Source organism: Lysobacter antibioticus (assembly GCF_001442535.1).
Classification (GTDB): Bacteria; Pseudomonadota; Gammaproteobacteria; order Xanthomonadales; family Xanthomonadaceae; genus Lysobacter; species Lysobacter antibioticus.
The window spans coordinates 3,963,797-3,989,085 of record NZ_CP013141.1; the positions used below are offsets into that span (position 1 = coordinate 3,963,797).

Here is a 25,289-nt window from a genome sequence, read left to right on the forward strand (position 1 = left end):
ACGAGCGCAGGGGCGGCACCGCGCCTGAGCGCCGACGGCGGTCCGTCCGCGGCCGCCGCGCTGACCGCCAAGCCCGGCATGGGCTTCAGCGGGGTGCGCTCGCTGCGTTATGAGGGCGTCGGCACTGGCGCCGCGCAAAGCGTGCAGGCCTTCGAGGTCGACATCGCGGTCGGCAAGGACACGCAGCTCTCCTATCGCCTGTTCCCGCTGTCCAGCGCGCACATCGCCGGCCAGCCCGCGCCGTCCAAGCTCGATGCGCTGCGCAACGGCTCGACCTATGTCGCCATCGACCTGGTGCTCGACGACGGCAGCCGTTTGTCGCAACGCAAGCCGCTGGATCTGTACGGCAACCCGCTGACCGCGCGCGAGCAGGGCATGGCGCGGCTGCTCTATCCCGACCAGTGGAATGCGGTCAGCAGCCGCATCGGCGAGGTCGCCGCCGGTCGCCGCGTGCGCCAGATCCTGTTGGTCCACGACGGCGACACGGCGCTGCCGTATCAAGGGTATCTCGACGACCTGCGCATCGCCCCGGCGCCGGCGCTCGCCAAGGGCAAGCGCGCGGCGCTGCGCCCGAGCGATTACGTCGACACCCGCCGCGGCAGCAATTCCAACAGCCGCTTCTCGCGCGGCAATACCTTTCCCGCGGTGGCGGTGCCGCACGGTTTCAACTTCTGGACCCCGACCACAAACGCCGGTTCGCACTGGATCTACCAGTACCAGGAGCGCAACGGCGAGGACAACCGCCCGCGCATCGAAGCCTTCGCGCTGTCGCACGAGCCCAGCCCGTGGATGGGCGACCGCCAGACCTTCCACGTGATGCCGGCGATCGGCGAGGGCCGGCCCGAGTTCGACCGCAGCAAGCGCGCGCTGAGTTTCGGCCACGACGAGGAAACCGCGCGCGCCGACTACTACCGGGTGCGCTTCGACAACGGCCTGATCGCCGAAATGACCCCGACCGACCACGCCGCGGTGATGCGCTTCACCTTCCCGGCCGAGCCCGGCGAGACCCGCGCGCAGCTGTTGTTCGATCATCGTGACGAACACGGTGACATCCGCCTGGACCGCGACGGCCGCGCGCTCAGCGGCTGGAGCGAGAGCATGAGCAAGCTCTCGACCGGCGCCTCGCGCCTGTTTTTCTACGCCCGTTTCGACCGGCCGATCCGCGACGGCGCCCGGCTTGAGCGCGACAAGGCCGGGCGCGACCGCGTCTCGGCCTGGTACGGCTTCGACCTCAGCGGCGATCCGAGCCGCCAGGTGACGATGCGCATCGCCACCTCGCTGATCAGCGTCGAGCAGGCGCAGCGCAATCTGGAACTGGAGATCGGCGCCGCCGAAGGTTTCGATGCGGTGCGCGAACGCGCCCGCGCGGCCTGGGACGCCAAGCTCGGCATCGTCCGCGCCGAGGGCGCACCGGCGCACGAACAAGCGGTGCTGTATTCCAATCTCTATCGCTTGTTCCTGTACCCCAACAGCGGCTACGAGAACACCGGCACCGCCGAGCGGCCGTTGTACAAATACGCGAGCCCGTTCTCGGCGCCGGCCGGCAAGGACCGCGCGGACAGCACCGGCGCGGCCGTCGTGGACGGCAAGGTCTACGTCAATAACGGCTTCTGGGACACCTACCGCACCAGTTGGCCGGCCTATGTATTGCTGACCCCGACGCATGCCGGCGAGATGATCGACGGCTTCGTCCAGCAGTACCGCGACGGCGGCTGGATCGCGCGCTGGTCCTCGCCGGGCTATGCCGATTTGATGGTCGGCACCAGTTCCGACGTCGCCTTCGCCGACGCCTGGCTCAAGGGTGTGCGCAATTTCGACGTGCGCTCGTTCTATCAGTCGGCGATCCGCAACGCCTCCAGCGTCAGCAGCGTGCCGGGCGCGGGCCGCAAGGGCATCGAGCGCGCGATCTTCGCCGGCTACACCGACACCACCGTCGGCGAAGGCCTGTCGTGGTCGATGGACGGCTACATCAACGACTTCGCCATCGGCCGCCTGGCCGGCGCGCTGGCGCAGCAGGCCGATGCCGGCGATCCCTACCGGGCGAGCTATCGCGACGATGCCGCGTACTACCGCAATCGCGCGCTCGGCTACGCCAACCTGTTCAATCCGCAGCTGGGCTTCTTCGTCGGCCGCCATCGCGACGGCCGCTGGCGCTACACCGCGACCGAGTTCGACCCGACCCGCTGGGGCGGCGATTACACCGAGACCAATGCCTGGAACATGGCCTTCCACGCGCCGCAAGACGGCGCCGGCCTGGCCGCGTTGCACGGCGGGCGCACCGCCTTGGGCAACAAGCTCGACCTGTTCTTCGCCACGCCGGGCACCTTCGAAGTGGGCAGCTACGGCGATGTCATCCACGAAATGCTCGAAGCGCGCGACGTGCGCATGGGCCAGTACGGTCACAGCAACCAGCCCTCGCACCATATTCCCTATATGTATGCCGCCGCCGGCCAGCCCTGGCGTATCCAGGAGAAAGTGCGCGACATTCTCGACCGCCTGTACGTCGGCGGCGAGATCGGCCAGGGCTATGCCGGCGACGAAGACAACGGCGAGATGTCGGCGTGGTGGTTGTTCAGCGCCGCCGGTTTCTATCCGCTGCGGATGGGCTCGCCCGAGTACGTGATCGGCGCGCCGCGGTTCGAGCGCATGAGCATCCGCCTGGAGAACGGCCGCGAGCTGCAGATCAACGCGCCCAAGGTCAGCGCGCGCAATCGCTACGTGCAGTCGCTGCGGGTCAACGGCGAAGCCTGGGACCGGCTGACCCTGCCGCACGAATTGTTGGCGCAAGGCGCGGTGCTGGATTTCCGCATGGGGCCGTCGCCGTCGAACTGGGCGAGCAACCCGCAGGCCTTGCCGGAATCGCTCAGCGCCGATGGCGAACAGCCCAAGCCTCTGCGCGACCTGGGCCGGCGCGACAATGCGACGGTCGCCGGTGTCGCGGCCAAGCAGGCCGCGGCGTTGTTCGACAATGACGCGACCACCTCGACGCGCTTGAGCGGCCCGATGCCGTTGCTGAGTTGGAACTTCAAGGCGCCGGCGACGGTGCGCTTGTACACCCTGACCTCGTCGGCGCGCCGCGGCGATCCGCAGGCCTGGGCCTTGCAGGGTTCCAACGATGGCGCGCAGTGGACCACGCTCGACGAACGCAGCGGCCAAGTGTTCGCCTGGCGCAAGCAGACGCGCGCGTTCGCCATCGCCGAAGCGGCGGCGTATTCGCGTTATCGCTTGCGCCTGCTCGCCGACGGCGCCGGCCAGGGCGGCATCGAGCTGGCCGAAGTGGAGTTGCTCGGCGAGGCGAAATAGGGCCGGCGCGAGCGCCTGCTCGAACGAGGCCGCCGCCGCAACGTCGAATGCGTGGCGCGGCGGCCGCTGCGGCCACCGTTGTCGCAGCGTGTTTCGACGATACGTTCAGATATCCGGGCCGCAGCGCAAGGTTGCGGCCGTGCTGCATGCAGCACGCGGCGTCGGTCGACGCAGGTATTTCATCGCGCCGTTGGTCGGCGTGCGCCACGTTAATCCGCCGGCGCTCGCATTGGCGCTGTGACGCGCTGCGTGCTTTAACGGAAACCTCATGCGTGCGTCTCGAACGCAGCGGTCCGATCGCGCGAATCGTTCCCGTTATGTCCCGATATCGCCCCGTGTTCTTCCTCGGAACGCGCGCTGAGGAGGGCTAAGTTCGGCGATGCAGTGCGATCGACCCATCCACGCGGAACGATTCCGCAACGAGGCTCATATGGAACTCATGGGACGTACCGGCCCCAGGCTGCGGCTTCACGCCGCGGCGCTGGCTACGGGCTTGATGCTCGCCGCGCCCTTGGCGCAAGCCCAGAACTTCGAAACTCACTACGGCAACCAACCTTGGCGCGACGGCGGCGAAGACGTCAAGGCCGTGAACTACTGTCCGGGCCGCGGCTCGGTCACCGTCGGCACACGTCGCTCCAGCGACGGCAATACCCAGGTGTTGGTGACCCGCGCCAACGACCTCGGCGTCACCGACGACAGCAGCATCAACACTTGGCAAAACGCCTACATGATCGCCGGCAGCAAACGCTCCGACGCTTTCGGCATCGTCGAGTTGAGCGGCGAGCGCGGTTTCGCCGTGACCGGCGCGGTGCAGCTCGGCGAAGGCAGTTTCATCTACGTGCTGCAGATCGATTGCCGCGGTCGGCAGATCTGGACCACGTTGCTCGACAACGTCGATACCAGCCATCGCGCGACCGGTTATGACCTGATCGAAACCGGCTCGGTGATGCCGAGCAAGGCGCCGGCGCAGGGCGATCTGGTGGTGGTCGGCGAGGAGAACGACAAGGACGGCCGCACCCTCGGCCGCATCGCCCGCCTGGATGCGGTCGGCAACGTGTTGTGGGATCACCGTTACGACGGCAGCGGCGATTGGCCGGGCCTGCGTTTCCGCGCGGTCACCGAGAACCTCGCCAGCAGCGGCGGCTTCACCGACATCGTCGTCGCCGGCACCGCGCTGACCACCGACGCCAAACGCGGCGGCCTGATGTTCCGTACCGACGCCAACGGCGCGCCGGTGTGCAGCAGCGTGCTGATCGACGGCCAGGACCATCGCGACTTCCACGGCCTGACCGCGTTGTTGAACGCGAACTACACCGGCGAAACGGTCTCGGTCGGCGCCTCGACCGGGCTCGACGAGGGCAGCGCCTCGCAGGCCTATCTGGCCCGTTACGACCGCTACAGTTGCAAACCCGTGGTGCAGGCGACCTGGGTGGATCGCGACAAGGCCAGCTTCACCGCGTTCGACGTGGTCGAGGCGCGTGGCCTCGACGGCCGCGAAGGCGCGGTCGCGGTGGTCGGCACCATCGCCGGTACCCAGGGCTTTCTGTTCGCGGCCAACACCCGCGACCTGTTGCGCTATGGCGGCCTCGGCCCGCGTCGTTTCGGCGACAAGTTCCGCGAAAGCCTGTACGCGATCGATCGCAAGAGCGACCGCTTCATCCTCGCCGGCAACACCTTCAGCGACTGGCAGGGCGTCGGCGATATCCAGGACTTCTATTTCGTCCAGGTCGACCCGGGCCTCAACACCGGTTGCGCCGATCTGTGGGACCCGGGCGCATTCAACCCGGACCTGCCGTACAAGGAGTTCCTGCCGCACCTCGAGCGCATTCCCAAGTTCCAGCGCGTCGACACACCGAGCCAGGAGGCCAGGGACTGGGGCTATGTCTGTGCGGTCGATCCGCCGGAAGGCTGCCCGGGCCTGATCAACAACGGCATCATCCAGCTCGGCGTGTCGCCGACCGGCTATCTCAACATCGAATGCCCGAATATCGATCAGTCGAGCGGTCGCTACGGCACGCGTCTGGTCGGCCTGCGCTACATGCCGACCAATGGCGAAGCCTCGGCGCCGGGCGCGCCCTGCGAAGGTTGGGGCGTGGCCAATGCCGATCCGGCCGCGCTGGTGACCGGGCGGACCTCGCGTTGCGCCGGCACCAGCAACGTCACCTTGGTCAGCTTCACTCCGACCCCCAGCACCGCGACTTCGGTGGTGACGGTGGGCAGCACCTTCCGGGTGACCCATCAGTACACGCCGATCGCGGCGACGAGCTTCCTGTACCGGGTCGACGTCAAGATCGAGAACATCGGCCGCATCACGGTCAAGGACCTGCGTTACACCCGCGGCATCGACTACGACGTGCCGCCGAATACGTTCTCGGAGTACATCACCCTGGCAGGCGCCTCGCCGTTCCTGCTGGCCTGGAACAACAACGGCTTCAATTCGCTCGACCCGCTGGTCGCCAACTCCGGCCTGTCCGGACCGATGACCGATAACGGCCCCGGCGATCTGGGGGCGCACATGGACTTCCGCTTCGGTTCGCTCGCACCGGGCGCGGCGCGCAGCTTCGTCACCTACTACGGTGCGGCGCCGACCCAGACCGCGGCGCTCAATGCGTTGTCGATCGTCGGCGCGGGGCTGTACTCGCTGGGCCAGACCAATTGGGACGGCATCGGCGGCGCCGGCAACACCAGCCCGAACCCGGGCACCGCAGGCGCGATCAACGGCGTGCCGGCGACCTTCATGTACGGCTTGAAGACGAACTGAGCGTCGAAAGCGACAAAGGCGTCAAGCTCCGGGGGCCGTCGGCCCTCGGAGCGTTTGCAGGGCCGGCACGCGTACGAGCCGCAGACGCAGATGGACGATGCCGGCCAGCAAGCACAGCGCGATCAGCGTCATCAGCCATTGGCTGGTCGCGGCGAGGCGCAGGCGTTCGAGCAACAACCCCGTCGACAAGGTGGCCAGCGGCATCGCACCCATGGTCGCGGCCGAAAACCAGGTCATCTCGCGGCCCATGCGTTGCGCGGCGGCGCTGCGCTGCAGCCACGACAGCGATTGGATGCCGTAGAAATTGGAGGCGCCGGCGAGCAAACAGAATGCGGCCAACACCGTCGCCAGGCCCGCGTTCCAGGCGAGCAGGCCGTAGGCCATCGCGGCGACCGCCCAACACGCGAGCAACTTGACGATCACCTCGCCCAAGCCGGTCGAGGCGCGGCCGGCGAACGACGCCGCGGCGGCGATGCCGGCGAACTGGGCGACATAGACCAGGAAGTAACGCGCGTCGCCGTGTTCGACCAGCAACACCGGCAGCAGGATCTGCACCGGGCCGAACACCAGCACCGTGCTGACCAACAGATACAGGTAATAGCTGCGCGGGATGGCCTGGGTCGACGCCGCTGCCGTGGCGTTCGCGAGTGAGGCATCGGCCGCGTCGCCTGTCTGGGCAGGCCGCCGCACCGGCCCGCGTCGGCGCACCGCCGCGAGCAGCCACAGCGAGGCGGCGACGCTGAGCGCGTCGATCCAGAACGCGACGGCCAGGCCATGACCGTCGCTGGAAGCCAGGATCAGACTGCCGGCGAGCATCGGCAGCAGCATCATCGCCAGGCTCGAGGCCACCGCGAACACGGCATTGCCGGCCGGCAGCAGCCCCTTGCGGATATACAGACCGAAGCTCGCGCGCCCGGCCGGGTACGCGACCGCCCAGACCAGGCCGCCGAACAAGGCCAGCGCATAGATGATCTCGATGGTCATCAGCCCGAACCAGGTCAGCAGGCCCATGCTGGCGTTGATGACGACATACAGCGCGCGGCAGATCCACAACACCCGGATCGGGTTGGCGCGGTCGAGGAAACCGCCGAAGAAGAACAGGAACAGCACGCTCGGCAAGGCTTCGATCGCCGCGGTCAGGCCGAGGTCGAAGGCGCTGCCGGTGAGGCGCATCACCAGGAACGGCAGCGCGATCAGGGTGAAGCTGGCGCCGAAGGTGGTGATCAGATTGTCGAGCAACAGCCAACCGAAACGCGGCTCGCGCCGGCCGATGCGCCACAGCCGCGCGGCCGTGGCGAAGCGGCTGCGTGGCCGATGCGGCGGCGGACCAGGCAGTGGTGCGGGGCGTTCGCTCACGGCGGTCGCAGGCGACGGCGCGGCGAGCGGCGGGTCAGGGCTTGGCCGCGCCGGCGTTCGGCATGCGTGCGCGACGCAGGAAGAACAACTCGTCCTGGCGTTCGACCGCCAGGCCGTAGGCGCTGGCGATGGCGCGCAGCTTGCCGGCATCGAGCTGCCAGACCGGTTCGACGTCGTCGACCCCGACGTCGAGGGTCCACTGCATGCCGAGCCAGTGGGTGAGGATGAAACCTTCCGGCCGCAGCAGGCTCACCAAGGTCTCGAAATAGCGTTCGAGGTGGCGCTGGCAACAGGCGAAGCTGGCGAGGTTGTTGTCGAGGATGCAATCGAAGCTGGCCGGCTCGAACCGGCGGGCGAAGTCGTCGCTGTGCTTGTTCAGCAGATGCACCGAGTACTGCGGCAGCCCGAGCGCGTTGCCGTGCTGCCATTCGTTGTGGGCCACCGTTACCGAGACGATGCCGCGCACCTTGCCGGCGAGCAGACGCGCCACCGACGAGTTGCCGGTGCCGACGTGCAGGATGTCGCGATCGCGCAGGTCGGCGGCGGCCAGCCAGCGGTTGATCGCGGCCTGGTCTTCGGTCGGTTCGCACGCGGAGTAGTCGAGCAGCGGCCATGACGCGAACTGGTCGGCGGCGTCGTGGGTGGCGACGTCGGGCTCGCGGCCGCAATCGATGCGCTGGGCGCCGATATCGAAGCGCGGACGGAACATCGGGGCGGCCTGCGTGGGGGCGATCGTCGGGGGATTGTTCATCATGGCCAAGAGATAAGACAGAACGGTTTCGATTCTTCATCGATCATCGATCGCATGTCGAGCGAGGTCGGCTACAACGATCGTCGAACTGCTTGCCGTCGTCACAGAATAAAACGCTTTCTGCTTTCATTCTCTCTTGAGAAAACGCGACAACGCATTGCGTTTCGATCGATGGAAAGATGCGCCACCGTTTCACGAGCAAGCTTTAACCCCACCACGTCCTACCTGCAGTTCGTAAGAAGCAGTTCCCCCACAAGCACCAGGCGTGCGGGGCCGCGCACACGCGCGGCGACCCGTATCGACGCGTCCGGTCTGCCAATCAGACCCTGCGAACGCACTGCGCATCGACGATGCCGCGGCGGCGTATCGCGCTGCCGGATGCATCGCCTCATGTTCAGCCAGTTCGTCCTGACCGGCCTCGTCGGTTTCTCCACTTTGGTGCTGTTGTGCTGCCTGGTGTTCCTGGCCGGGTGGGCCTTGTTCAAGGCCGTGCGGCGGCCGACCGCGCCGACGCTCGCCCACTATCCGTTCGTGTCGATCCTGGTGCCGTTCTACAACGAGCCCGAGGCGTCGTTCCTGATGACCCTCGATGCGATCGAGCACGCCGACTATCCGGGCCGCATCGAAGTGTTGTTGGTCGACGACGGTTCGACCAATTCCACGCCGGCCACGGTCGCGACCTGGCTGGCGCAGCCGCGCGACAAGACCTATCGATTGATCTCGCTGGAACGCAACGGCGGCGCCAAGGGTTTGGCGCTCGATGCGGCCCTGCCGCAGTTGTCGGCCGATTCGGACGTCGTCACCGTGATCGACAGCGACACCGTGATCATGCCGTGCTCGCTACGCCGGGCGGTCGAGGCCTTGTACAGCTCGCCGCGTCACGCCGCCGCCTGCGGGTTGATCGTGCCGGCCGGCCGCCACAACTCCTGGCTGCACCGCCTGCAGTTCTACGAACATGTCGGCGCGCTTGCGGCGATCCGTTACGTGCAGAGCAAGATCGGCGTGGTCAACGTGGTGGCCGGCGCGTTCTCGCTGCATCGCACCGAAGTGATCCGCGAGCTCGGCGGTTGGGGCGAATGGTTGGTCGAGGACATCGCCTGGACCTGGCGCGCGCTCGCCCACGGCTATTCGATCGCCTACGCCCCCGACGCGATCGCCTACACCATTTGCCCCTCGACCTTCTTCGGCTTGTTCCGCCAACGCCGGCGCTGGGCGCGCGGACGCCTGGAATCGTTCCGCGTGGCCTGGCGCATCTCCTGGCCGCGGACCATGAAGATGCTGCCGTGGTGGCTGCTGTGGGCGCAGTCGGCGCTGGTGCCGACCCTGTTGCTGCTGATCGCCGGCGCCTCGATCTACCGCAGCCCCACCTTGCTCGGCATCGCCGCCTTGAACTGGTGGCTGATGGCCTTGCTCAATTTCATCGCGGTGATGCAGGCACGCACACGCCTGCAGCTCGGGCCGCTCGACCTGGTGCTGGTGTCGATCTGCAATACGGTGATCGACGTGCTGTTGCTGCCGGCCAACGTGATCGGCCTGATCGACGAACTGCGCGGCCATCGCAAAACCTGGCTGACACGCTGACGGCGGAGCAGGGCATGGACTATCACGATTTTCTCGCCGACTACCCCCGCACCTACCTCGGCCGCGGGTCGCCGGATAAACGCCGGCTGGCGCTGACCTTCGACGATGGCCCCGGCCGGGCCACGCCGGCCCTGTTGTCGGCGCTGGCCGAACTCGAGGTCGCCGCGACCTTCTTCTGCACCGGCGAAGCCGCTCGCGCGCAGCCCGCCTTGATCGAACGCATCCTTCGCGAAGGCCATGAGATCGGCAACCACTCGCTGAGCCATGCCGATGCGCGCAGTTTCGGCATCGAGGACTGGATCGTGCGCGAAATCCATCCCGCCGCGGCGGCCTTGTGCGAAGCCGGGCTGAGCGAAGCGCCGCGATTGTTCCGTCCGGCCTACGGCGAAATCGCGCCGGGGCAGGTCGATGCGCTCGGGCGTCTTGGCTATACGGTGGTCGGCTGGTCGGTCGACCCGCGCGACTGGCTCGAACCCGATGCGCCCGGTTACCTGTCCTGCGTGGTCGAGTCGGTGCTGGCGCGCATCCACCCCGGTGCGATCGTGCTGCTGCACGACGGCGACGACGAACACGGCCGCGCCCGTCACGGCATCGTCGAGATCGTGCGTCGCCTGGTGCCGGCGCTGCGCGAACAAGGCTACGGATTCGCGCGGGTCGGCGAGTTCCTGTCCGCGGATGCGACGTCGCGGCGAACCCACAGCTGAGGCCGCGTCGTCGGAGCTGCGGGGCCGTAGCTCAGGGCGCGGGACGATCCGGGTCTTGGCTCGGCGCCGGACGCGGCGGCAACGGGCTGCGGTGCGGGCGCAGGGTCGGCAGCTCCGGCGGGCAGGGCACCAGATAGATCGCGTTGAACATCGGCACGGCCGAAAACAGCAACAGTGCTCGCACCGTGCGTGGGGTGACGACGCCGTAGCGGAGCACCACGCCGGCGGCCAACAAGGCGAACAGGCCCGAACCCAGCCGCACCAACAGCGCGAACAACGGCGCGCGCAGCAGCGAGGCCGAGAGCAGGGCGAACACGAATGGGGCCAGGCCCATCAGCAGGCCGCTCGGCGACAGACGCCCGCCGAACAGCGGCGAGGCGAAGACCGCGCAGATCGCGATCCAGTTCCAGATTTTGAGATAACGACCCATCGGCTTGCAGATCCTTGCATGGCATGGGGTCGCGCGTCGTGCGCGGCTGGCGACAGGATAGGACAGGCCCGCGGATGCCACACTCAGGGGCTGCGGTCCCGGATCATCGTCGAGTACCTAGCGATGCTCTGGTCGATCCGGTCGATGGCGAAGCGCGCCGACTCGGCCTCCATCGCCCCGGCCGCAGCGGCCACCGCGGCGGCCGCGCCCATCAGCAGGTCGGTGGCCAACAGACCCAGGGCGTCTTCGGCCGATTGCTCTATCGATTGCTCGACCAGGCCCTGGGTCGTTTGCTTCATCAGGACGCCCTGGCTGGCCAATGCGATCTTGCTCACGCCGTCGAAATACGCCGCGGCCGATTGCGCGACCAGGCCGGCGGCGTCGCCGGACACTTGGTGCAGCGAAGCGAGCGCCTGCTCGGCGGCGTCGGTGATCGTCTTGATCTGGTCGCGGAGTTCGGCCGCGCCGGCCGTCGGGTTGTTTTGAATGTCGCTCATGAGTCTGTGCTTGGCTGTGTTGAGGGTTGCCTCATTGGCAAACGGGACCATCAGGATGGACCGGCCACGGAGCCACGCCCTCCTGGCCGTCGCAGCGCTCTGGTCGGGCTTCGCTGCTGGCCGGGCCTGCGAACCTCGGTCGGACGGCTGGACGGTATGCCGATGCGAAGCGCTGTGCGGCTGTGACGGCTCAGGCCGCACGTTGCCTGTGATGCGCATCGTGGAACGGGCGAGCGGCGCTTGGTGACGGAAGGGATGCTGCGGCGCTGCTCCGTCCCCCGATTCGGTGATGTATGTCCGTCAGCTGTAGGGCAACGCGATATGCCTTGAGCGTGGCGAGACAGCAAGCGGCACTGCGCCAGGCGCCACGACCTTCGAGGGTGCCGCAAACGTTGCCACAGACGGTGCGGGTGGTTCACGGCTTGGGCGATAGCTCGCTTGGTTATCGTGCCTCGGCGCCGCTGGTGTATAACCCCGCCATCAGATCGGTTTATCGGGGGCGAGCGCTACATGGACGTAGTCTTGAGTTTCCTGGGGTATGCGCTTTGCGCAGTGATCGTGTTCGCGCAGGTTTTCCTGCTCTGGGGCATTCTGCGCTATGCGGTCATTTCCCCTTGGATTACCCGCGGTGCCTCGGCCGCGCTCAAACGGCCCGACATCGAAGGCAGCGCAAGAGTGGTGGGGTTTCCGCTGCCGATCGAGGCCGGCGACTTCTACCGCTCCGCGCCGTTTCTGCAGCGGCTTGAGTTCGTTCTGGTGGCTCCATCCGGCCGGCGCTGGAGGATCGGCAGGTTCTACCCGCTCGTCCCTCGGCATGTCCGCGAAAATCGCAAGGTTCACGGCACCAAGAACGTCCCCATCGCTTCGGACCAGGGCAAAGGCGTCTATGTTCTGCTTGCGGACGGCGCCGTGGCCCATCAGCCGCTCGGGTCGAGTTCACAGGTAAGGATGGTGTGCCGGTCGCTGGGTGAGCTGGCTCGCTTCAATGTCGCGAGCGACGATTGACGATTCGTTCAAAGCGAAGCTGCTTCGCGGCCCGCTCGATTCCGGCGTAGGGCGACAGCGGCCCAGTTCACGGCGAGGAGACGCAGATGTCCGATTTCACCAAGGTTCGATACACGTTGGCCGTACTCGACTTGGCCAAGTCCACGGATTACTACGTGTCCGTTCTCGGCCTGGGCATCGACTTCACCGCGCCCGGCTGGACCTTTCTGTCTCGCGGAAGCTTCCGGGTGATGTTAGGCGAGTGCACGGACGCGCTTGCGCCCGCGGAGCTCGGCGACCACTCCTGGTACGGCTACGCGACGGTGTCGGACGCCAGCGCTTTATTCGCCGAGTATCGGGCTGCCGGCGCAGTGTTCACTCAAACGCTCTCGGACAAGCCTTGGGGCATGCGTGAGTTCGGTGTGCGCACGATCGACGGTCATCGGATCATGTTCGGGCAGGAACTGTAGCCAAGAGGGGAGACGTAGCCAGGTCGCGCGCATCGGCTGGCACCGGGTTGGGCTCGACCCTGCAAGCCGAACCCGCAAGCCAGGCCGGGGCAGGGCTGGAGTCGCCGACGGTGCGGAGCCCGGAGAGATTCGGGCCGACCCAAGATGTCGTCCCGCTCCCCCTGCGACAGTGGGGCAGGCGCCCGGGTTTCTCTTCCGGAAAGTGCGCGGCCCGCGCATGCATCGTGCATCGTGTCGCCCGCCGGCGCTGCCGGCCGGCTTCGCGTGGGCGCGGCCCAACTTCGGCAACAACATCCCGACCGACGACTATGTCGAGATCCGGGCCCCGGATCAGAGGGGAGGCTCAGTTGTCCCCATGGCAACCCGCGAGGGCTGGCTGGCTCAGATCGGCTGCCATCGGGAAGAAATGGAAGGCCGGTACCCCATCTGGACCAGGGCCTTCGGGCGGGGTGTCGACTACGTGCTCGGTTGGGTGCGGCGATACGGCCCCGCCATTGCCCCCGAAGCCGAAGCCCATGACGAAACCCTGCTCGATCGCCACAGGCATTGAGGCCATTTTGAACAGACTGGCGAGGTGAGAATTCACGAAGAGGGGGCCACTGGCGCGACTTGACCGCAGATCGGCTGGGGCGGGTGCCTTTCGGCCAGCTCCAAAGATCGTTTACGACCAAGCCCTTCAGCCGTTCTTAGGGGGCGCGAAGAAGATTGTTGACACTACTCAGAGGGTCTTTGATAGATAAGTATTTGATTTTAAATAATTGCCGGCGACCAAGTCAGCGGGCCTGAATGCTTTCAGGCTGATGCTATTGACGGACTCGTCAACTGGGAGCGGATAGGGCAAAATAGTCTCGGTACCAAAATATGGTACCGGGCCAGGGAGGCGGCGACGTGTCTAAAAAGCACAAGAAGACGATCACAAAGATCTTCGCCAGGCCCATGTCTGGGTCCATCAAGTGGGCCGACATCGAGTCGCTTTTTGTCAGCTACCTAGGCGCAGAAAAGGAAGAGCGCGAAGGCTCTCGCGTTGCATTCATCTTGAATGGCCAAGTGCACTTATTTCACAGACCTCACCCGAGCCCTGACACTGACAAAGGCGCAGTGGCCAGAGTGAAGAAAATTCTCGAAGACCTTGGGGTGTCCCCATGACCAAAACCAATGTAATGAAGTTCGGAAACTACTTCGCAACGGTCTCGTACGATCCAGAAATCGAGATGTTCCGCGGGGAGTTCGTTAGCTTGAACGGAGGTGCTGATTTCTATGCGGCTTCCGTTCGTGAACTTCGCGCCGAGGGTCAGGCGTCTCTGGATGCGTTCCTGGCCATCTGTAAAGAGCGTAAAATCTCCCCACACAAAGCCTTCTCAGGGAAGCTTCAACTGCGACTGAAAAAGGCTACGCATGAACGCGCCACAATTGCGGCGGCGGCGCGCGGCGTGAGCCTCAACAATTTGATTGAAGAAGCTGTAGAGCACGAACTGGAAGAGTGTGCGTAAGCACGCTGTCCCTACTTTGGCAGTATTGAGAAGCCCCGCACTGCGGGGCTTTTTGTTGGCGGTAATGATCAATTACGAGGTGACGATAGGCCGAGGCTTGTATTGCATCAGCTCGCCTTGCCATGACTCCAGCCGCCTTGATCGTTGGGAATAGCCTCAAGTGCAGGCCGAGTTGCATGAAGGTCGACGTCAGAAGGATGAATCCCGACCTTCGTACGCTATCGGTCACGCGAATGAACTCAACCTCGACCTTTGCTGAATTGATGAGTACCTGGGCGACGTTAGCGATCGCAATTGCGCGATCTAGCTCCATCGAATTGTCGGGGTCTGAGAGCGCCTCTATGACTGCGAACAAGTGATTTCTTAGATCTTCTATCTTGTTCTTCATGATTTCCCCGAGATTGCTTTCTTCAACTTCCCAAGCGCGCATCGCCATCCGGAGTTCTAATGTGGGGCTATCCTGTAATCGGGATAGCCGGTTTTCCGGCTACTGCTCAGCCGTCGACTTCCTGCGCGTTCAAGGGCGTGAGGGTCAGTACCGTCTCAATGGCGCTCATCATGTCGATTCGGCGCTTGTAAGATTCGCCACCGAATGCAAGCGGCTCACCGTTTCCTCCGATGATTCGCCAGCGCCACTCACCGTGGGTGGGTGATTCGTGTAGCGCTTCAGTAAGGATTGTCGAATTCTGAACAGCCTTGAGCCCTTCTCGGTAGATCTGCAACTTCGGCGCACCGGCCATCTTTCAATCCTCCTGTGGTTCAAGGGGGGAACGGAATCGCAGGCTATCGTCTGCCAGAGTCTCTGCTCTTGCGACAGCAGCGACATAGCCTCGCGCCATGTCGATCTCAGAGAAAATCCCGTGGCTGGAACTGGCCTTCACCGCGGCGGAGTGCGGCGAGCTCTGGGGATCACCCCGGAACACTTCCTGGTGACGATTGCCTGCCTGCCGGCCGGCCGGGCTTCCCGGTCCGGCTGACCCGGAAGCCCGCGACCTGGAAGGCTGGGGAGGTCGTCGAGTGGCGCGATCGCAATCGGTCGGACAGTCGGCCGCGGAAGGCCCGAAAGTCCGTTGGCGAGATTGATCCGGATCCCGCCGCTTCAACCTTTCTCACTCTAACGGAGTAGGTCATGGAACTGCTGTCCCGTATCGTGCTGGTGTTGCTCTGGCTCGTAACCCTTGTCGGCACCGCCGTCGGTGCGTACCTGCTCAACTTCGCCTTCCAAGCCTGAGCGGCGCTCGCACAGGCTGCTGGAGCTGGCATGGCGTGCGCCTGCGCCTACGCAGTCATCCCCTATGTGGTGACCCAGGCTGTCGATGGCATCCTCGTCGGGCCAAGTCATCGCAGCTGATTTTGCAGGCTTTTTGTAGACGCGAAAAAGCCGGCGCAAGGCCGGCTTCGTCAGAAACACTCTCAGCATTGGTCGGGGAGACAGGATTCGAACCTGCGACCTCTACGTCCCGAACGTAGCGCTCTACCAGACTGAGCTACACCCCGCGCCGAGGCACGCATTCTAGCGACTTACCCCGGCCCTGCGCGGTAGGCGATAGCCAAGAGGTGCAGACGAGCCAAGGACGTGGACGGGCCGCTCGACCGGAGCCGGGGATGTTGCGGCACAGCATAGACAGGCACGGCGCCCGCCGTCGGTCCTTGTCGGGTATTGACTGCAGTTTGAGCTGCATCTGGCCGCGTCCGTCGAGTCGAGCATGGTGTCGGCCACCGCGCTTGCGGCGTTCGTCGCAGTGCAGGGCGGGGGGCTGTGCTAGCGTCTGGTCCGTATCGCCGAACTCAGCTTCAGGTGATGACGGATGAAGCAGCTCACGGAGTCCAGGAGCAGCAGCAAATGGCGTGAACGCGTGGCGTTCCTGCTGCTGACCGGCGTGATTTTTCCGCTGCTCACGGTTTTTCTGGTTGCCGGTTACGGCTTCGCGGTGTGGATCTGGCAGATCTTCACCGGCCCGCCGACGGGGCACTGAGGCCATGTCGGCGAAGCGACTGTCCAGGCGGGCATTGCGATCCGGCCCCGCGCCGAGGCCGAAGCCGAAGCCATCCCCGCGGCTGGAAATCATCTGCATTTCTCAGCAAGCCTGCCCGCGACGGTCGGTCGTCCGCGCCCGAGGGGCGCAGTGCGCCGTCGCGGGCGACGCGACTCGCCGGAGCGACGGCGGTGGCTGGATCGGCTGCGGCGCATGGCAGCGCCAGGCCGCGCAGGAGGCGCCGCGATGAGTCCGAGCGCGAATCGCGAAGACGACGTCCATATCGCCAGTTTCATCGTGCAACACCGGGCCGGCGCCGCCGACGCGGTGGCCGCGGCTGTCTCCGCCTGTCCGGACCTGGAACTCGCGCTGGTCGGCGCGACCGGCAGTGTCGTGGTGTGCGAATCGGAAGAGCGCTTGGTCCTGACCGAGCGGATCGACACGCTGCGCAACACGCCGGGCGTGCTCAACGTGTTGTTGGTCTACCACCACGCCGAGCCGCGTACCGCGCTCGATCAACTCATCGGATCTTCCTTGCAGGCGGAGTAAGGGCCATGGCCGTCACCCGACGCGACTTCATCCGCAGTACCGCCATCGCGACCGCCGCGGCCGCCGCCGGCATTCCTCTGAGCGGCGGCGGCAGCAACCTGGTCACCGAGGGCGATCTGACCGGGCTGAAGTGGAGCAAGGCGCCGTGCCGTTTCTGCGGCACCGGCTGCGGGGTCAACGTCGCGGTGAAATCCGGTCGCGTCGTGGCCACCCATGGCGATGTCCACGCCGAGGTCAACCGCGGCTTGAATTGCGTCAAGGGCTATTTCCTGTCGAAGGTGCTGTACGGCCACGATCGCCTGATGCGGCCGCTGCTGCGCAAGAAGAGCGGCGCCTACGCCAAGGACGGCGAGTTCGAGCCGGTCGACTGGGACGAGGCCTTCGACGTGATGGCCGAACAGTTCAAGAAAGTGCTCAAGGACAAGGGGCCGGGCGCGGTCGGCATGTTCGGCTCGGGGCAGTGGACCATCTTCGAGGGCTATGCGGCCAACAAACTGTGGAAGGCGGGCTTCCGCAGCAACCACATCGATCCCAACGCGCGCCATTGCATGGCCTCGGCGGTCATGGGCTTCATGCGTACGTTCGGCATGGACGAGCCGATGGGCTGCTACGACGACATCGAGGCGGCCGACGCCTTCGTGCTGTGGGGCTCGAACATGGCCGAAATGCATCCAATCCTGTGGACGCGGGTGACCGATCGGCGCCTGTCCAAGCCGGATGTCCGAGTCGCGGTGCTTTCGACCTTCGAGCACCGCAGCTTCGAGCTCGCCGACATCCCGATCGTGTTCAAGCCGCAGACCGACTTGGTCATCCTCAACTACATCGCCAATCACATCATCCGCAGCGGCCGGGTCAACCGCGAGTTCGTCGACCGCCACACCCGTTTCAAGCAGGGAAACCAGGACATCGGCTACGGGCTGCGTCCCGAGCATCCGCTGGAGCAAAGCGCCAGCAATGCCAAGGATCCCAACGGCGGCCAGGACATCGATTTCGCCGCGTTCGCGGCTTTCGTCGCGCCGTACACGCTCGACAAGGCCGTGGAAATGACCGGGGCCGAGCGCGGTTGGCTGGAGAAGCTGGCCGACCTGTATGCCGACCCAAAGATCAAGGTGACCTCGTTCTGGACCATGGGCTTCAACCAGCACACCCGCGGCGTGTGGGCCAACAACATGGTCTACAACCTGCATCTGCTGACCGGCAAGATCGCCACGCCCGGCAACAGCCCGTTCTCCCTGACCGGACAGCCGTCGGCCTGCGGCACGGCGCGCGAAGTCGGCACCTTCAGTCATCGCCTGCCCGCGGACATGGTGGTTACCAATCCCGAGCATCGGCGCAAGGCCGAGGACATCTGGAAGATTCCGCACGGCACCATCCACGACAAGCCCGGCTATCACGCGGTGGAGCAGAACCGCGCCTTGCGCGACGGCAAGCTCAACGCCTACTGGGTGATGGTCAACAACAATGTGCAGGCCGCGGCCAACCTGATGCAGGAGACCCTGCCGGGTTACCGCAATCCGGCCAATTTCATCGTCGTGTCCGATGCCTATCCGACCGTAACCGCGCAGGCCGCCGACCTGATCCTGCCCGCGGCGATGTGGGTGGAAAAGGAAGGGGCCTACGGTAACGCCGAGCGGCGGACCCAGTTCTGGCACCAGTTGGTGAAGGCGCCCGGGCAGGCGCGCTCCGACCTGTGGCAACTGATGGAGTTTTCCAAGCGTTTTCGCATCGAGGAGTGCTGGCCGGCGACGTTGCTGGCGGCGAACCCGCAGTTCAAGGGCAAGAGCTTGTACGAGGTGTTGTTCCGCAACGGCAACGTCGATCGTTATCCGTCGAGCGAGATCGAGGCCGGTTACGACAACGACGAGTCGGCCGCGTTCGGCTACTACGTGCAGAAAGGCCTGTTCGAGGAATACGCCGCCTTCGGCCGCGGTCACGGCCACGACCTGGCGCCGTTCGACGACTACCACCGCGCCCGCGGGCTGCGCTGGCCGGTGGTCGACGGCAAGGAAACACGCTGGCGTTACCGCGAGGGCGCCGACCCCTACGTCAAGGCCGGCAGCGGCTTCCAGTTCTACGGCAACCCCGACGGTCGCGCGGTGATCTGGGCCTTGCCGTACGAACCGCCGCCGGAGTCGCCCGACGAAGAGTTCGACCTGTGGTTGGTCACCGGGCGGGTGCTGGAGCATTGGCACTCCGGTTCGATGACGATGCGGGTGCCGGAGCTGTATCGCAGCTTCCCGGCCGCGGTGGTGTTCATGAACCCCGACGACGCCAAGGCGCGCGGGCTCAAGCGCGGCGATCCCGTGCGGGTGGCCTCGCGTCGCGGCGAGATGCTGTCGCGCCTGGAGACGCGCGGCCGCAACCGGATGCCGCGCGGGGTGATCTTCGTGCCCTGGTTCGACGCCGGGCAACTGATCAACAAGGTGACGCTCGACGCCACCGACCCGATTTCCAAGCAGACCGACTACAAGAAATGCGCGGTCAGGGTGCAGGCGGCCTAGGGGGAGGACGGCATGCGTAACCGATACCTGTTGATCGCCTCGGCCTTGGTGGTCGCGCTCGCCGCCATGGCCTTCGGCGCCGGTTGGCTGTTCGGCTCTGCCGGCAGAGCGCCCGCCCCGGCGCCCGCAGGGCCGGGCTTGCCTATCGTGGCGGCCGACGATGTCGGCCCGACCGGAATGCAACTCGATGCGCTTCGTCGCGGCGTGCCGATCGGCGGCGAGGCGGTGCCGCCGCCGTTGGCGCGAGTGGAAAACACCGACCTCAAGCGCGAGCGTGCTTATCCGATGCAGCCGCCCACGATCCCGCACACCATCGACAGTTATCAGGTCGACAAGAACAGCAATCGCTGCTTGCTCTGCCATGCGCGCGCCAACGCGGCGACGTTCCAGGCGCCTCCGGTCAGCGTCACCCACTACATGGACCGCGACGACCAGTTCCTGGCCGCGGTGTCGCCCAGGCGCTATTTCTGCAACCAATGCCACGTCGTCCAGACCGATGCGCGGCCGCTGGTCGCCAATACCTTCGAAGACATCGACCGCCTGTTGAATCCGCCGGCGAGGAACTAGGCCATGTGGACCCGACTCAAGGCGCTCGCGATATCGCTATGGCGCACGTTGCGTTCGCCGAGCGTGCATTACAGCCTGGGCTTGTTGACCGTGGCCGGTTTCGTCGCCGGCATCGTGTTCTGGGGCGGGTTCAATACCGCGCTGGAGGCGACCAACACCGAAAAGTTCTGCACGAGCTGCCACGAGATGCGCGACAACGTGTTCGAGGAGCTCAAGGGCACCATTCACTACAGCAACCGTTCCGGCGTCCGTGCGACCTGTCCCGACTGCCACGTCCCGCACCAGTGGACCGACAAGATCGCGCGCAAGATGCAGGCGTCCAAGGAAGTCTGGGGCAAGTTGTTCGGCAGCATCGACACCCGCGAGAAGTTCCTCGACCACCGCCTGCAGTTGGCGATACACGAGTGGACCCGGCTCAAGGCCAACGACTCGCTGGAATGCCGCAATTGCCACGACTACGACTCGATGGACCTGACCCGTCAGGGCTCGCGGGCGGCGCAGGTGCACAAACTGTGGCTGGGCACCGGCCAGAAGACCTGCATCGACTGCCATAAGGGCGTGGCGCACCGGTTGCCGGACATGACCGGGGTGCCGCAGGGCTAGGGCCTGGGCCCGCAGGCCGGTGGCCGTTTGCCGCGGCCGCGACTTGCTTGTCGGTCGAGCCTGCCTGCGGCCTCTCGGCAGGATCGCTGAGCGCAGTCGCGAGGGCCGGGCCCAGCGCCGAGATCCCGTCGAGTGCGCAGCTGCGGGAGGGAAGGGATCGCGGCATGGCCGGACCTGATCGGCGCAGGGCCTCGCCCGGGGCTGCGTTCCGGCGCGATTCGCGGATACGCAGACACGAAAAAGCCGGCGCAAGGCCGGCTTCGTCAGAAACACTCTCAGCATTGGTCGGGGAGACAGGATTCGAACCTGCGACCTCTACGTCCCGAACGTAGCGCTCTACCAGACTGAGCTACACCCCGACTGCTGAGCCGCAAATTCTAGCGACTCACCCCCGGCCGGCGCAAGGGGTCTGTTGATCGGACGAGCAGGGAGCGGGGGCGGCCGTTAAACTGTGGCGCTTTCCAACCCCCCGCTCGTTGTCGGCGCGGCCGACGTATTGGAGTTCCGCTTGATCAAGCCTCGTACCCCGCCGGGAGTCATGGAGCTGCTGCCCCGCGACCAGATCGCCTTCCAGCGCATGCTGGACACGATCCGGCGCAATTTCGAGCGCTTCGGCTTCCTGCCCGTGGAAACCCCGGTCATGGAGCTGTCGGAGGTGCTGCTGACCAAGTCCGGCGGCGAAACCGAGCGCCAGGTCTATTTCGCCCAGTCCACCGGCTCGCTGGAGAAAAGCGCGCAATCGGGCGAGCGCGGGGTGCCGGAGATGGCGCTGCGCTTCGACCTGACCGTGCCGCTGGCGCGTTACGTGGCCGAGCACGAGCACGAGCTGGCGTTTCCGTTCCGCCGCTACCAGATGCAGCGCGTATACCGCGGCGAGCGCCAGCAGCGCGGCCGGTTCCGCGAGTTCTACCAGTGCGATATCGACGTGATCGGCAAAGACAGCCTCAGCGTGCGCTACGACGCCGAGCTGCCGGCGGCCATCTATGCGGTGTTCTCCGAGCTCGACATCGGTCCGTTCACGATCCAGCTCAACAACCGCAAGCTGCTGCGCGGCTTCTTCGAGGCCCAGGGCGTCGCCGACGGCGGCCTGCAGGCGCTGGTGCTGCGCGAGGTCGACAAGCTCGACAAGCGCGGCCCCGATTACGTGCGCGAAACCCTGACCGGGCCGGAGTTCGGCCTGGCCGCGGACGCGGTCGCCACCATCCTCGACTTCGTCGCGGTGCGTTCGAGCTCGCACGCCGACGCGCTGGCCAAGCTGGCCGCGCTGGGCGAGGGCAACGAGGCCCTGCGCGAAGGCGTGGCCGAGTTGCGCGAGGTGCTGGAACTGATCCGCGCGCTGGGCGTGCCGGAAAAGAACTACGCCCTCAACTTCTCGATCGCGCGCGGCCTGGACTACTACACCGGCACCGTCTACGAGACCACGCTCGACGACTTCCCGCAGATCGGCTCGATTTGTTCGGGTGGGCGCTATGAGGACCTGGCCAGCCACTACACCAAGTCCAAGCTGCCCGGCGTCGGCATTTCGATCGGCCTGACCCGCTTGTTCTGGCAGTTGCAGGAAGCCGGCCTGGTCAGCACCGCCGACAGCAGCGTGCAGGTGCTGGTGACGCAAATGGACGACGCGCACCTGCCGCATTGTCTGGCAGTGGCCAACGAGTTGCGCCACGGCGGCCTCAACACCGAAGTGGTGATGGAAACCTCCAAGCTCGGCAAGCAGTTCAAGTACGCCGACCGCGCCGGCATCCGTTTCGTGGTGGTGCTGGGCGAGGACGAAATCGCCAAGGGCACGGCGACGGTGAAGGACCTGCGCCGCGAAGACCAGTTCGAGGTGTCGCGCGCCGAGCTGGCGCGCACGCTGCGGGTCGAACTGGAGCAGTCGCGGGTCATGAAGTGATCCCGGCCCGTGCAGGCCGTGCCGGCGTGGCGGATCGAACGATCCGCGCGGCGGCCGTCTGCACGGCGGGTCTGCGGCGGCGGGCGCGTGGGTTCGCGTTCGCGGCCGATTCTCTGGTTCGTCCCGCACCGGATCGCGATCCGGCGCGGATGCGGGCCGATTCCATGCCGCGACGCAATGATGCGGTCGCGGTTCCCATCGTTTCATTGACGCACCGACTCCCGAGTACGCTCGGCCGGGCTGCGCCGCTCGCGGCGTAAACCAAGCCGTTCAGATGATCGCCAGGGTGCGAGGCGAGGTTACAACTTGAACAAGATCCAACTCGATGGCCGTTCGCTGACGCGTTCGCAACTCGTGGCCGTGGCTTACGGCGCCCAGGTCGAACTGGCCGCGGCGCAGTTGCCGGCGGTGGCCCGCGCGGCCGACTTCCTGGCCGAACAGGTGCGCCGCGAAGAACCGATCTACGGCGTTTCCACCGGTTTCGGCAGCAACGCCGACCGTCTGCTCGGTGCGCACCATCTGCGCGACCAGTTGCCGGGCGCCAAGCGCAACGAAGAGACCCTGCACGAAGAGCTGCAGCGCAACCTGATCGTCACCCATGCGGTCTGCGTGGGCGACCCGTTCGCGCCGGAGATCGTGCGCGCGATGCTGTGCATCCGCATCAACACCCTGATGCGCGGCCACTCCGGCATCCGCGTGCAGACCCTGCAGGCGCTCGCGGCGATGCTCAACGCCGGCATCGTGCCGGTGGTGCCGCAGCTCGGCTCGGTCGGCGCCAGCGGCGATCTGGCGCCGTTGTCGCATCTGGCCATCGTCTTGCTCGGCGGCGGCGAAGCCTTCTACGACGGCCGGCGCATGCCGGGCGCAGAAGCGCTGCAGCTCGCCGGCCTGACCCCGGTCAAGCTGTCCTACAAGGAAGGCCTGGCGCTCAACAACGGCACCGCGCAGATGCTCGCCTGCGGCGTGCTGGCGCTGGCCCGCCTCGAAGACCTGCTCGACACCGCCGACCTCGCCGCGGCGATGACCATCGACGCCTTCGCCGGCCGTCTCGGCGCGTTCGCCGAGGCCGTGCACGACCTGCGCCCGCACCCGGGCCAGGTCGAAGTCGCGGCCAACCTGCGCCGCTTGCTCGAAGGCTCGACCCTCGCCGACATTCCGTATCACCTGGTGCCGCGCTTCCGTCCCTGGCTGCCGCAAAGCTGGGATACCGAACAGGCGCAGCAGCTCAGCTTCGACATCGGTTGGGATTGGGTGCCTTTCAGCCAGCGCCACGGCCGCGAGAAGTTCTACACCCGCTTCCGTCCGTTCCGCGGCGGCAAGAAACATCAGCCGCAGGACAGCTATTCGCTGCGCTGCATCCCGCAGGTGCACGGCGCGGTGCGCGACGCCATCGCCCAGGCCGCGCGTGTGCTCGAAGTCGAGCTCAATTCGCTGACCGACAACCCGATCGTGTTCCCGGATGCGCAGGCCGAGCACGTCGAGCAGCAGGTGATCTCGGCCGGCCATTTCCACGGCATGCCGTTGGCCCTGGTGATGAGCTACGTCAAGGCCGCGATCCCGGTGCTCGCCAGCATTTCCGAGCGCCGCCTCAACAAACTGGTCGACCCGGCCACCAACGACGGCCTGCCGGGCTTTTTGATCGGCAACGAGGACGCGACCGAATCGGGCCACATGATCGTGCAGTACACCGCCGCGGCCATCGTCAACGATCTCGCCAGCCGCGCGCATCCGGCCTCGGTGTATTCGATCCCGACCAGCGCCAACGCCGAGGACCATGTGTCGATGGGCGCCAACGAAGCCCGTCACGTGCTGTCGATGACCGAAGACCTCGGCAAGGTGCTCGCGCTGGAGCTGTACACCGCCGCCCAGGCGCTGGACCTGCGTCGCGACATGATCAACGCCGCCCGCGATTTGGCCGACCGCGCCGACGCCAAGACCCTCGCGGCCAAGGTGTCCGGCGGCCCGGTCGGCGACAGCGCCGATCACCCCGGCTTCCTCGCCGAGGTCGAAGGCCTGCGCGCCGAGCTGGCCGCCGCCGAGGAGTTCCGGCCGGGCAAGGCGGTCGCCGCGGCGCACGCCAAGCTGCGCGAAGCCATCGCCTTCCTCGACCGCGACCGCGCGCTCGACGGCGAAGTCGCCACCGCGGTGCAACTGGTCCACGAAGGCACCCTGATCGCCGCGGCGCGCGCTGCGGTGCAAAGCTAAGCGACACCTGCGTCAAAGCCCCTCTCCCGCCAGCGGGAGAGGGGTTGAGGCGGGGGCGCTCCGCCCGCTCACCGAATCGCTCACCGCATCGTTGTTCCCCGGCAGGAGCCCAGGATGCAGACGATCTTCCACAACGACCGCGTCTTCAGCGTCGAAGATTTGCTTATTCCGTCCGAGTGCGAGCAACTGGTCGCACTCGCCGAAGACCGCGGCTTCGAATCCGCCGGCGTGCGCACCCCGTCGGGCGAACAGAAAAGCCTGCAGCACGTGCGCAATAACGAGCGCGTGGTGTTCGAGTCGCCGGCCTGGGTCGAACGGCTATGGCAGCGGCTGTCCGCGCTCGACCTGCCCATGCTCGACGGCGAACGTGCCGTCGGTTTGCCGCGGGCGTTACGCTTCTACAAATATTCGCCGGGCCAGCGTTTCCGCATGCACAAGGACGGCCCCTGGGGCGAGGACGGCCTGTCGAGCAAGCTCACCTTGCTGGTCTATCTCAACGACGATTTCGTCGGCGGCGACACCGACTTCCGCCAGTTCAAGGTGGTGCCGAAGACCGGTGCCGGCCTGCTGTTCGTGCACGACACCTGGCACGAAGGCGCCGCGGTGCTCGAAGGCGTCAAATACGCTTTGCGTTCGGACGTGATGTACCGCCCGATCGGCTGAGCCC

General features: G+C 66.2%; 22 protein-coding genes and 2 tRNA genes. 17 read left to right on the forward strand and 7 right to left on the reverse strand.

Annotated elements, in window-relative coordinates; translation table 11 throughout:
* The first annotated feature begins 375 nt into the window (after window positions 1-375).
* Window positions 376-3,303, forward strand: coding sequence for a GH92 family glycosyl hydrolase (locus tag GLA29479_RS16010; RefSeq protein WP_425599985.1), 2,928 nt, complete (start codon window positions 376-378; stop codon window positions 3,301-3,303).
* A gap of 430 nt (window positions 3,304-3,733) precedes the next feature.
* Entirely contained in the window at window positions 3,734-6,064 is a 2,331-nt protein-coding gene (locus tag GLA29479_RS16015) for a hypothetical protein (protein ID WP_057918441.1), read from the forward strand.
* 21 nt (window positions 6,065-6,085) lie between these two features.
* On the opposite strand, the gene GLA29479_RS16020 is transcribed toward GLA29479_RS16015, so the two are convergent.
* Together GLA29479_RS16020 and GLA29479_RS16025 are read right to left on the reverse strand one after the other, a co-directional pair.
* Window positions 6,086-7,420, reverse strand: a complete 1,335-nt coding sequence (locus GLA29479_RS16020; protein WP_057972169.1) for an MFS transporter — start codon at window positions 7,418-7,420, stop codon at window positions 6,086-6,088.
* Between the two features lie 34 nt (window positions 7,421-7,454).
* The gene (locus GLA29479_RS16025; protein ID WP_144436552.1) at window positions 7,455-8,129 is read right to left on the reverse strand and encodes a class I SAM-dependent methyltransferase; all 675 of its coding nucleotides are present in this window, start codon (window positions 8,127-8,129) and stop codon (window positions 7,455-7,457) included.
* 432 nt (window positions 8,130-8,561) lie between these two features.
* On the opposite strand from GLA29479_RS16025, the gene GLA29479_RS16030 reads away from it, so the two are divergent.
* Window positions 8,562-9,752 carry a glycosyltransferase family 2 protein gene (locus GLA29479_RS16030; RefSeq protein WP_169795678.1) on the forward strand — a complete coding sequence of 397 codons (1,191 nt, stop codon included), beginning with the start codon at window positions 8,562-8,564 and terminating at the stop codon, window positions 9,750-9,752.
* 14 nt (window positions 9,753-9,766) lie between these two features.
* On the forward strand, window positions 9,767-10,456 hold the full coding sequence (locus GLA29479_RS16035; protein WP_057972171.1) for a polysaccharide deacetylase family protein: 690 nt from the start codon (window positions 9,767-9,769) through the stop codon (window positions 10,454-10,456).
* 31 nt (window positions 10,457-10,487) lie between these two features.
* Here the strand turns inward: GLA29479_RS16035 and GLA29479_RS16040 are convergent, their stop codons facing one another.
* Together GLA29479_RS16040 and GLA29479_RS25600 are read right to left on the reverse strand one after the other, a co-directional pair.
* Window positions 10,488-10,886: a hypothetical protein gene (locus GLA29479_RS16040; RefSeq protein ID WP_057972172.1), complete on the reverse strand. Its 399-nt coding sequence runs from the start codon at window positions 10,884-10,886 to the stop codon at window positions 10,488-10,490.
* Between the two features lie 83 nt (window positions 10,887-10,969).
* Window positions 10,970-11,383, reverse strand: coding sequence for a hypothetical protein (locus tag GLA29479_RS25600; RefSeq protein ID WP_057972173.1), 414 nt, complete (start codon window positions 11,381-11,383; stop codon window positions 10,970-10,972).
* A 510-nt stretch (window positions 11,384-11,893) separates the two neighbouring features.
* Between GLA29479_RS25600 and GLA29479_RS16050 the strand changes: the two genes are divergently transcribed.
* The 5 genes from GLA29479_RS16050 to GLA29479_RS16065 all read left to right on the forward strand — a co-directional run bounded on the left by GLA29479_RS16050 (window position 11,894) and on the right by GLA29479_RS16065 (window position 14,327).
* Window positions 11,894-12,388, forward strand: a complete 495-nt coding sequence (locus GLA29479_RS16050; RefSeq protein ID WP_057972174.1) for a hypothetical protein — start codon at window positions 11,894-11,896, stop codon at window positions 12,386-12,388.
* Window positions 12,389-12,474: 86 nt separating this feature from the next.
* Window positions 12,475-12,837 (forward strand): VOC family protein, encoded by a 363-nt coding sequence (locus GLA29479_RS16055; protein WP_057972175.1) that lies wholly within the window; start codon window positions 12,475-12,477, stop codon window positions 12,835-12,837.
* 217 nt (window positions 12,838-13,054) lie between these two features.
* The gene (locus GLA29479_RS16060) at window positions 13,055-13,387 is read left to right on the forward strand and encodes a hypothetical protein (RefSeq protein WP_057972176.1); all 333 of its coding nucleotides are present in this window, start codon (window positions 13,055-13,057) and stop codon (window positions 13,385-13,387) included.
* A gap of 386 nt (window positions 13,388-13,773) precedes the next feature.
* Window positions 13,774-13,983, forward strand: coding sequence for a type II toxin-antitoxin system HicA family toxin (locus GLA29479_RS23800; RefSeq protein WP_248842864.1), 210 nt, complete (start codon window positions 13,774-13,776; stop codon window positions 13,981-13,983).
* Complete coding sequence (locus tag GLA29479_RS16065) at window positions 13,980-14,327, forward strand: type II toxin-antitoxin system HicB family antitoxin (RefSeq protein WP_057972177.1); 348 nt, start codon at window positions 13,980-13,982, stop codon at window positions 14,325-14,327. Before GLA29479_RS23800 ends, GLA29479_RS16065 begins: the two co-directional genes overlap by 4 nt.
* Before the next feature lie 494 nt (window positions 14,328-14,821).
* Here GLA29479_RS16065 and GLA29479_RS16070 read toward each other — a convergent pair whose 3' ends face one another.
* Both GLA29479_RS16070 and GLA29479_RS16075 read right to left on the reverse strand, forming a co-directional pair.
* Window positions 14,822-15,067 carry a DUF1508 domain-containing protein gene (locus tag GLA29479_RS16070; protein WP_057972178.1) on the reverse strand — a complete coding sequence of 82 codons (246 nt, stop codon included), beginning with the start codon at window positions 15,065-15,067 and terminating at the stop codon, window positions 14,822-14,824.
* Window positions 15,068-15,747: 680 nt separating this feature from the next.
* Window positions 15,748-15,824, reverse strand: a tRNA-Pro gene (locus GLA29479_RS16075).
* A 311-nt stretch (window positions 15,825-16,135) separates the two neighbouring features.
* Here GLA29479_RS16075 and GLA29479_RS23810 point away from each other — a divergent pair.
* The 5 genes from GLA29479_RS23810 to GLA29479_RS16095 all read left to right on the forward strand — a co-directional run bounded on the left by GLA29479_RS23810 (window position 16,136) and on the right by GLA29479_RS16095 (window position 20,523).
* Entirely contained in the window at window positions 16,136-16,303 is a 168-nt protein-coding gene (locus tag GLA29479_RS23810) for a periplasmic nitrate reductase, NapE protein (protein WP_082638743.1), read from the forward strand.
* Window positions 16,304-16,549: 246 nt separating this feature from the next.
* Window positions 16,550-16,852 (forward strand): chaperone NapD, encoded by a 303-nt coding sequence (locus tag GLA29479_RS16080; RefSeq protein ID WP_057972179.1) that lies wholly within the window; start codon window positions 16,550-16,552, stop codon window positions 16,850-16,852.
* Window positions 16,853-16,857: 5 nt separating this feature from the next.
* Entirely contained in the window at window positions 16,858-19,353 is a 2,496-nt protein-coding gene (gene napA, locus GLA29479_RS16085; protein ID WP_057972180.1) for a periplasmic nitrate reductase subunit alpha, read from the forward strand.
* Window positions 19,354-19,365: 12 nt separating this feature from the next.
* Window positions 19,366-19,920, forward strand: coding sequence for a nitrate reductase cytochrome c-type subunit (locus GLA29479_RS16090; protein ID WP_057972181.1), 555 nt, complete (start codon window positions 19,366-19,368; stop codon window positions 19,918-19,920).
* A gap of 3 nt (window positions 19,921-19,923) precedes the next feature.
* Window positions 19,924-20,523, forward strand: a complete 600-nt coding sequence (locus GLA29479_RS16095; RefSeq protein WP_057972182.1) for a cytochrome c3 family protein — start codon at window positions 19,924-19,926, stop codon at window positions 20,521-20,523.
* Between the two features lie 282 nt (window positions 20,524-20,805).
* On the opposite strand, the gene GLA29479_RS16100 is transcribed toward GLA29479_RS16095, so the two are convergent.
* Window positions 20,806-20,882 (reverse strand) — tRNA-Pro (locus GLA29479_RS16100).
* A gap of 149 nt (window positions 20,883-21,031) precedes the next feature.
* Here GLA29479_RS16100 and hisS point away from each other — a divergent pair.
* The 3 genes from hisS (at window position 21,032) to GLA29479_RS16115 (ending at window position 25,285) form a co-directional block, all read left to right on the forward strand.
* On the forward strand, window positions 21,032-22,417 hold the full coding sequence (hisS, locus tag GLA29479_RS16105) for a histidine--tRNA ligase (protein ID WP_031370495.1): 1,386 nt from the start codon (window positions 21,032-21,034) through the stop codon (window positions 22,415-22,417).
* Between the two features lie 306 nt (window positions 22,418-22,723).
* Window positions 22,724-24,622, forward strand: coding sequence for an HAL/PAL/TAL family ammonia-lyase (locus GLA29479_RS16110; protein WP_057972183.1), 1,899 nt, complete (start codon window positions 22,724-22,726; stop codon window positions 24,620-24,622).
* A gap of 114 nt (window positions 24,623-24,736) precedes the next feature.
* A complete protein-coding gene (locus tag GLA29479_RS16115) occupies window positions 24,737-25,285 on the forward strand; it encodes a prolyl hydroxylase family protein (protein ID WP_082638744.1) in 549 nt (182 codons plus the stop codon).
* The last annotated feature ends 4 nt before the right edge of the window (window positions 25,286-25,289 follow it).

Bases quoted from the DNA above. Each gene is read 5' to 3' on its own strand.
- GLA29479_RS16030 (WP_169795678.1), top strand. From the start codon at position 8,562: ATGTTCAGCCAGTTCGTCCTGACCGGCCTCGTCGGTTTCTCCACTTTG.
- GLA29479_RS23810 (WP_082638743.1), top strand. From the start codon at position 16,136: ATGAAGCAGCTCACGGAGTCCAGGAGCAGCAGCAAATGGCGTGAACGC.
- GLA29479_RS16055 (WP_057972175.1), top strand. From the start codon at position 12,475: ATGTCCGATTTCACCAAGGTTCGATACACGTTGGCCGTACTCGACTTG.
- napA (WP_057972180.1), top strand. From the start codon at position 16,858: ATGGCCGTCACCCGACGCGACTTCATCCGCAGTACCGCCATCGCGACC.
- GLA29479_RS16070 (WP_057972178.1), bottom strand. From the start codon at position 15,067: ATGGCCGGTGCGCCGAAGTTGCAGATCTACCGAGAAGGGCTCAAGGCT.
- GLA29479_RS16015 (WP_057918441.1), top strand. From the start codon at position 3,734: ATGGAACTCATGGGACGTACCGGCCCCAGGCTGCGGCTTCACGCCGCG.
- GLA29479_RS16035 (WP_057972171.1), top strand. From the start codon at position 9,767: ATGGACTATCACGATTTTCTCGCCGACTACCCCCGCACCTACCTCGGC.
- GLA29479_RS16050 (WP_057972174.1), top strand. From the start codon at position 11,894: ATGGACGTAGTCTTGAGTTTCCTGGGGTATGCGCTTTGCGCAGTGATC.
- GLA29479_RS25600 (WP_057972173.1), bottom strand. From the start codon at position 11,383: ATGAGCGACATTCAAAACAACCCGACGGCCGGCGCGGCCGAACTCCGC.
- GLA29479_RS23800 (WP_248842864.1), top strand. From the start codon at position 13,774: ATGTCTGGGTCCATCAAGTGGGCCGACATCGAGTCGCTTTTTGTCAGC.
- GLA29479_RS16040 (WP_057972172.1), bottom strand. From the start codon at position 10,886: ATGGGTCGTTATCTCAAAATCTGGAACTGGATCGCGATCTGCGCGGTC.
- GLA29479_RS16010 (WP_425599985.1), top strand. From the start codon at position 376: ATGGCGCGGCTGCTCTATCCCGACCAGTGGAATGCGGTCAGCAGCCGC.
- GLA29479_RS16080 (WP_057972179.1), top strand. From the start codon at position 16,550: ATGAGTCCGAGCGCGAATCGCGAAGACGACGTCCATATCGCCAGTTTC.
- GLA29479_RS16065 (WP_057972177.1), top strand. From the start codon at position 13,980: ATGACCAAAACCAATGTAATGAAGTTCGGAAACTACTTCGCAACGGTC.
- GLA29479_RS16090 (WP_057972181.1), top strand. From the start codon at position 19,366: ATGCGTAACCGATACCTGTTGATCGCCTCGGCCTTGGTGGTCGCGCTC.
- GLA29479_RS16025 (WP_144436552.1), bottom strand. From the start codon at position 8,129: ATGTTCCGTCCGCGCTTCGATATCGGCGCCCAGCGCATCGATTGCGGC.
- GLA29479_RS16115 (WP_082638744.1), top strand. From the start codon at position 24,737: ATGCAGACGATCTTCCACAACGACCGCGTCTTCAGCGTCGAAGATTTG.
- GLA29479_RS16095 (WP_057972182.1), top strand. From the start codon at position 19,924: ATGTGGACCCGACTCAAGGCGCTCGCGATATCGCTATGGCGCACGTTG.
- GLA29479_RS16060 (WP_057972176.1), top strand. From the start codon at position 13,055: ATGCATCGTGCATCGTGTCGCCCGCCGGCGCTGCCGGCCGGCTTCGCG.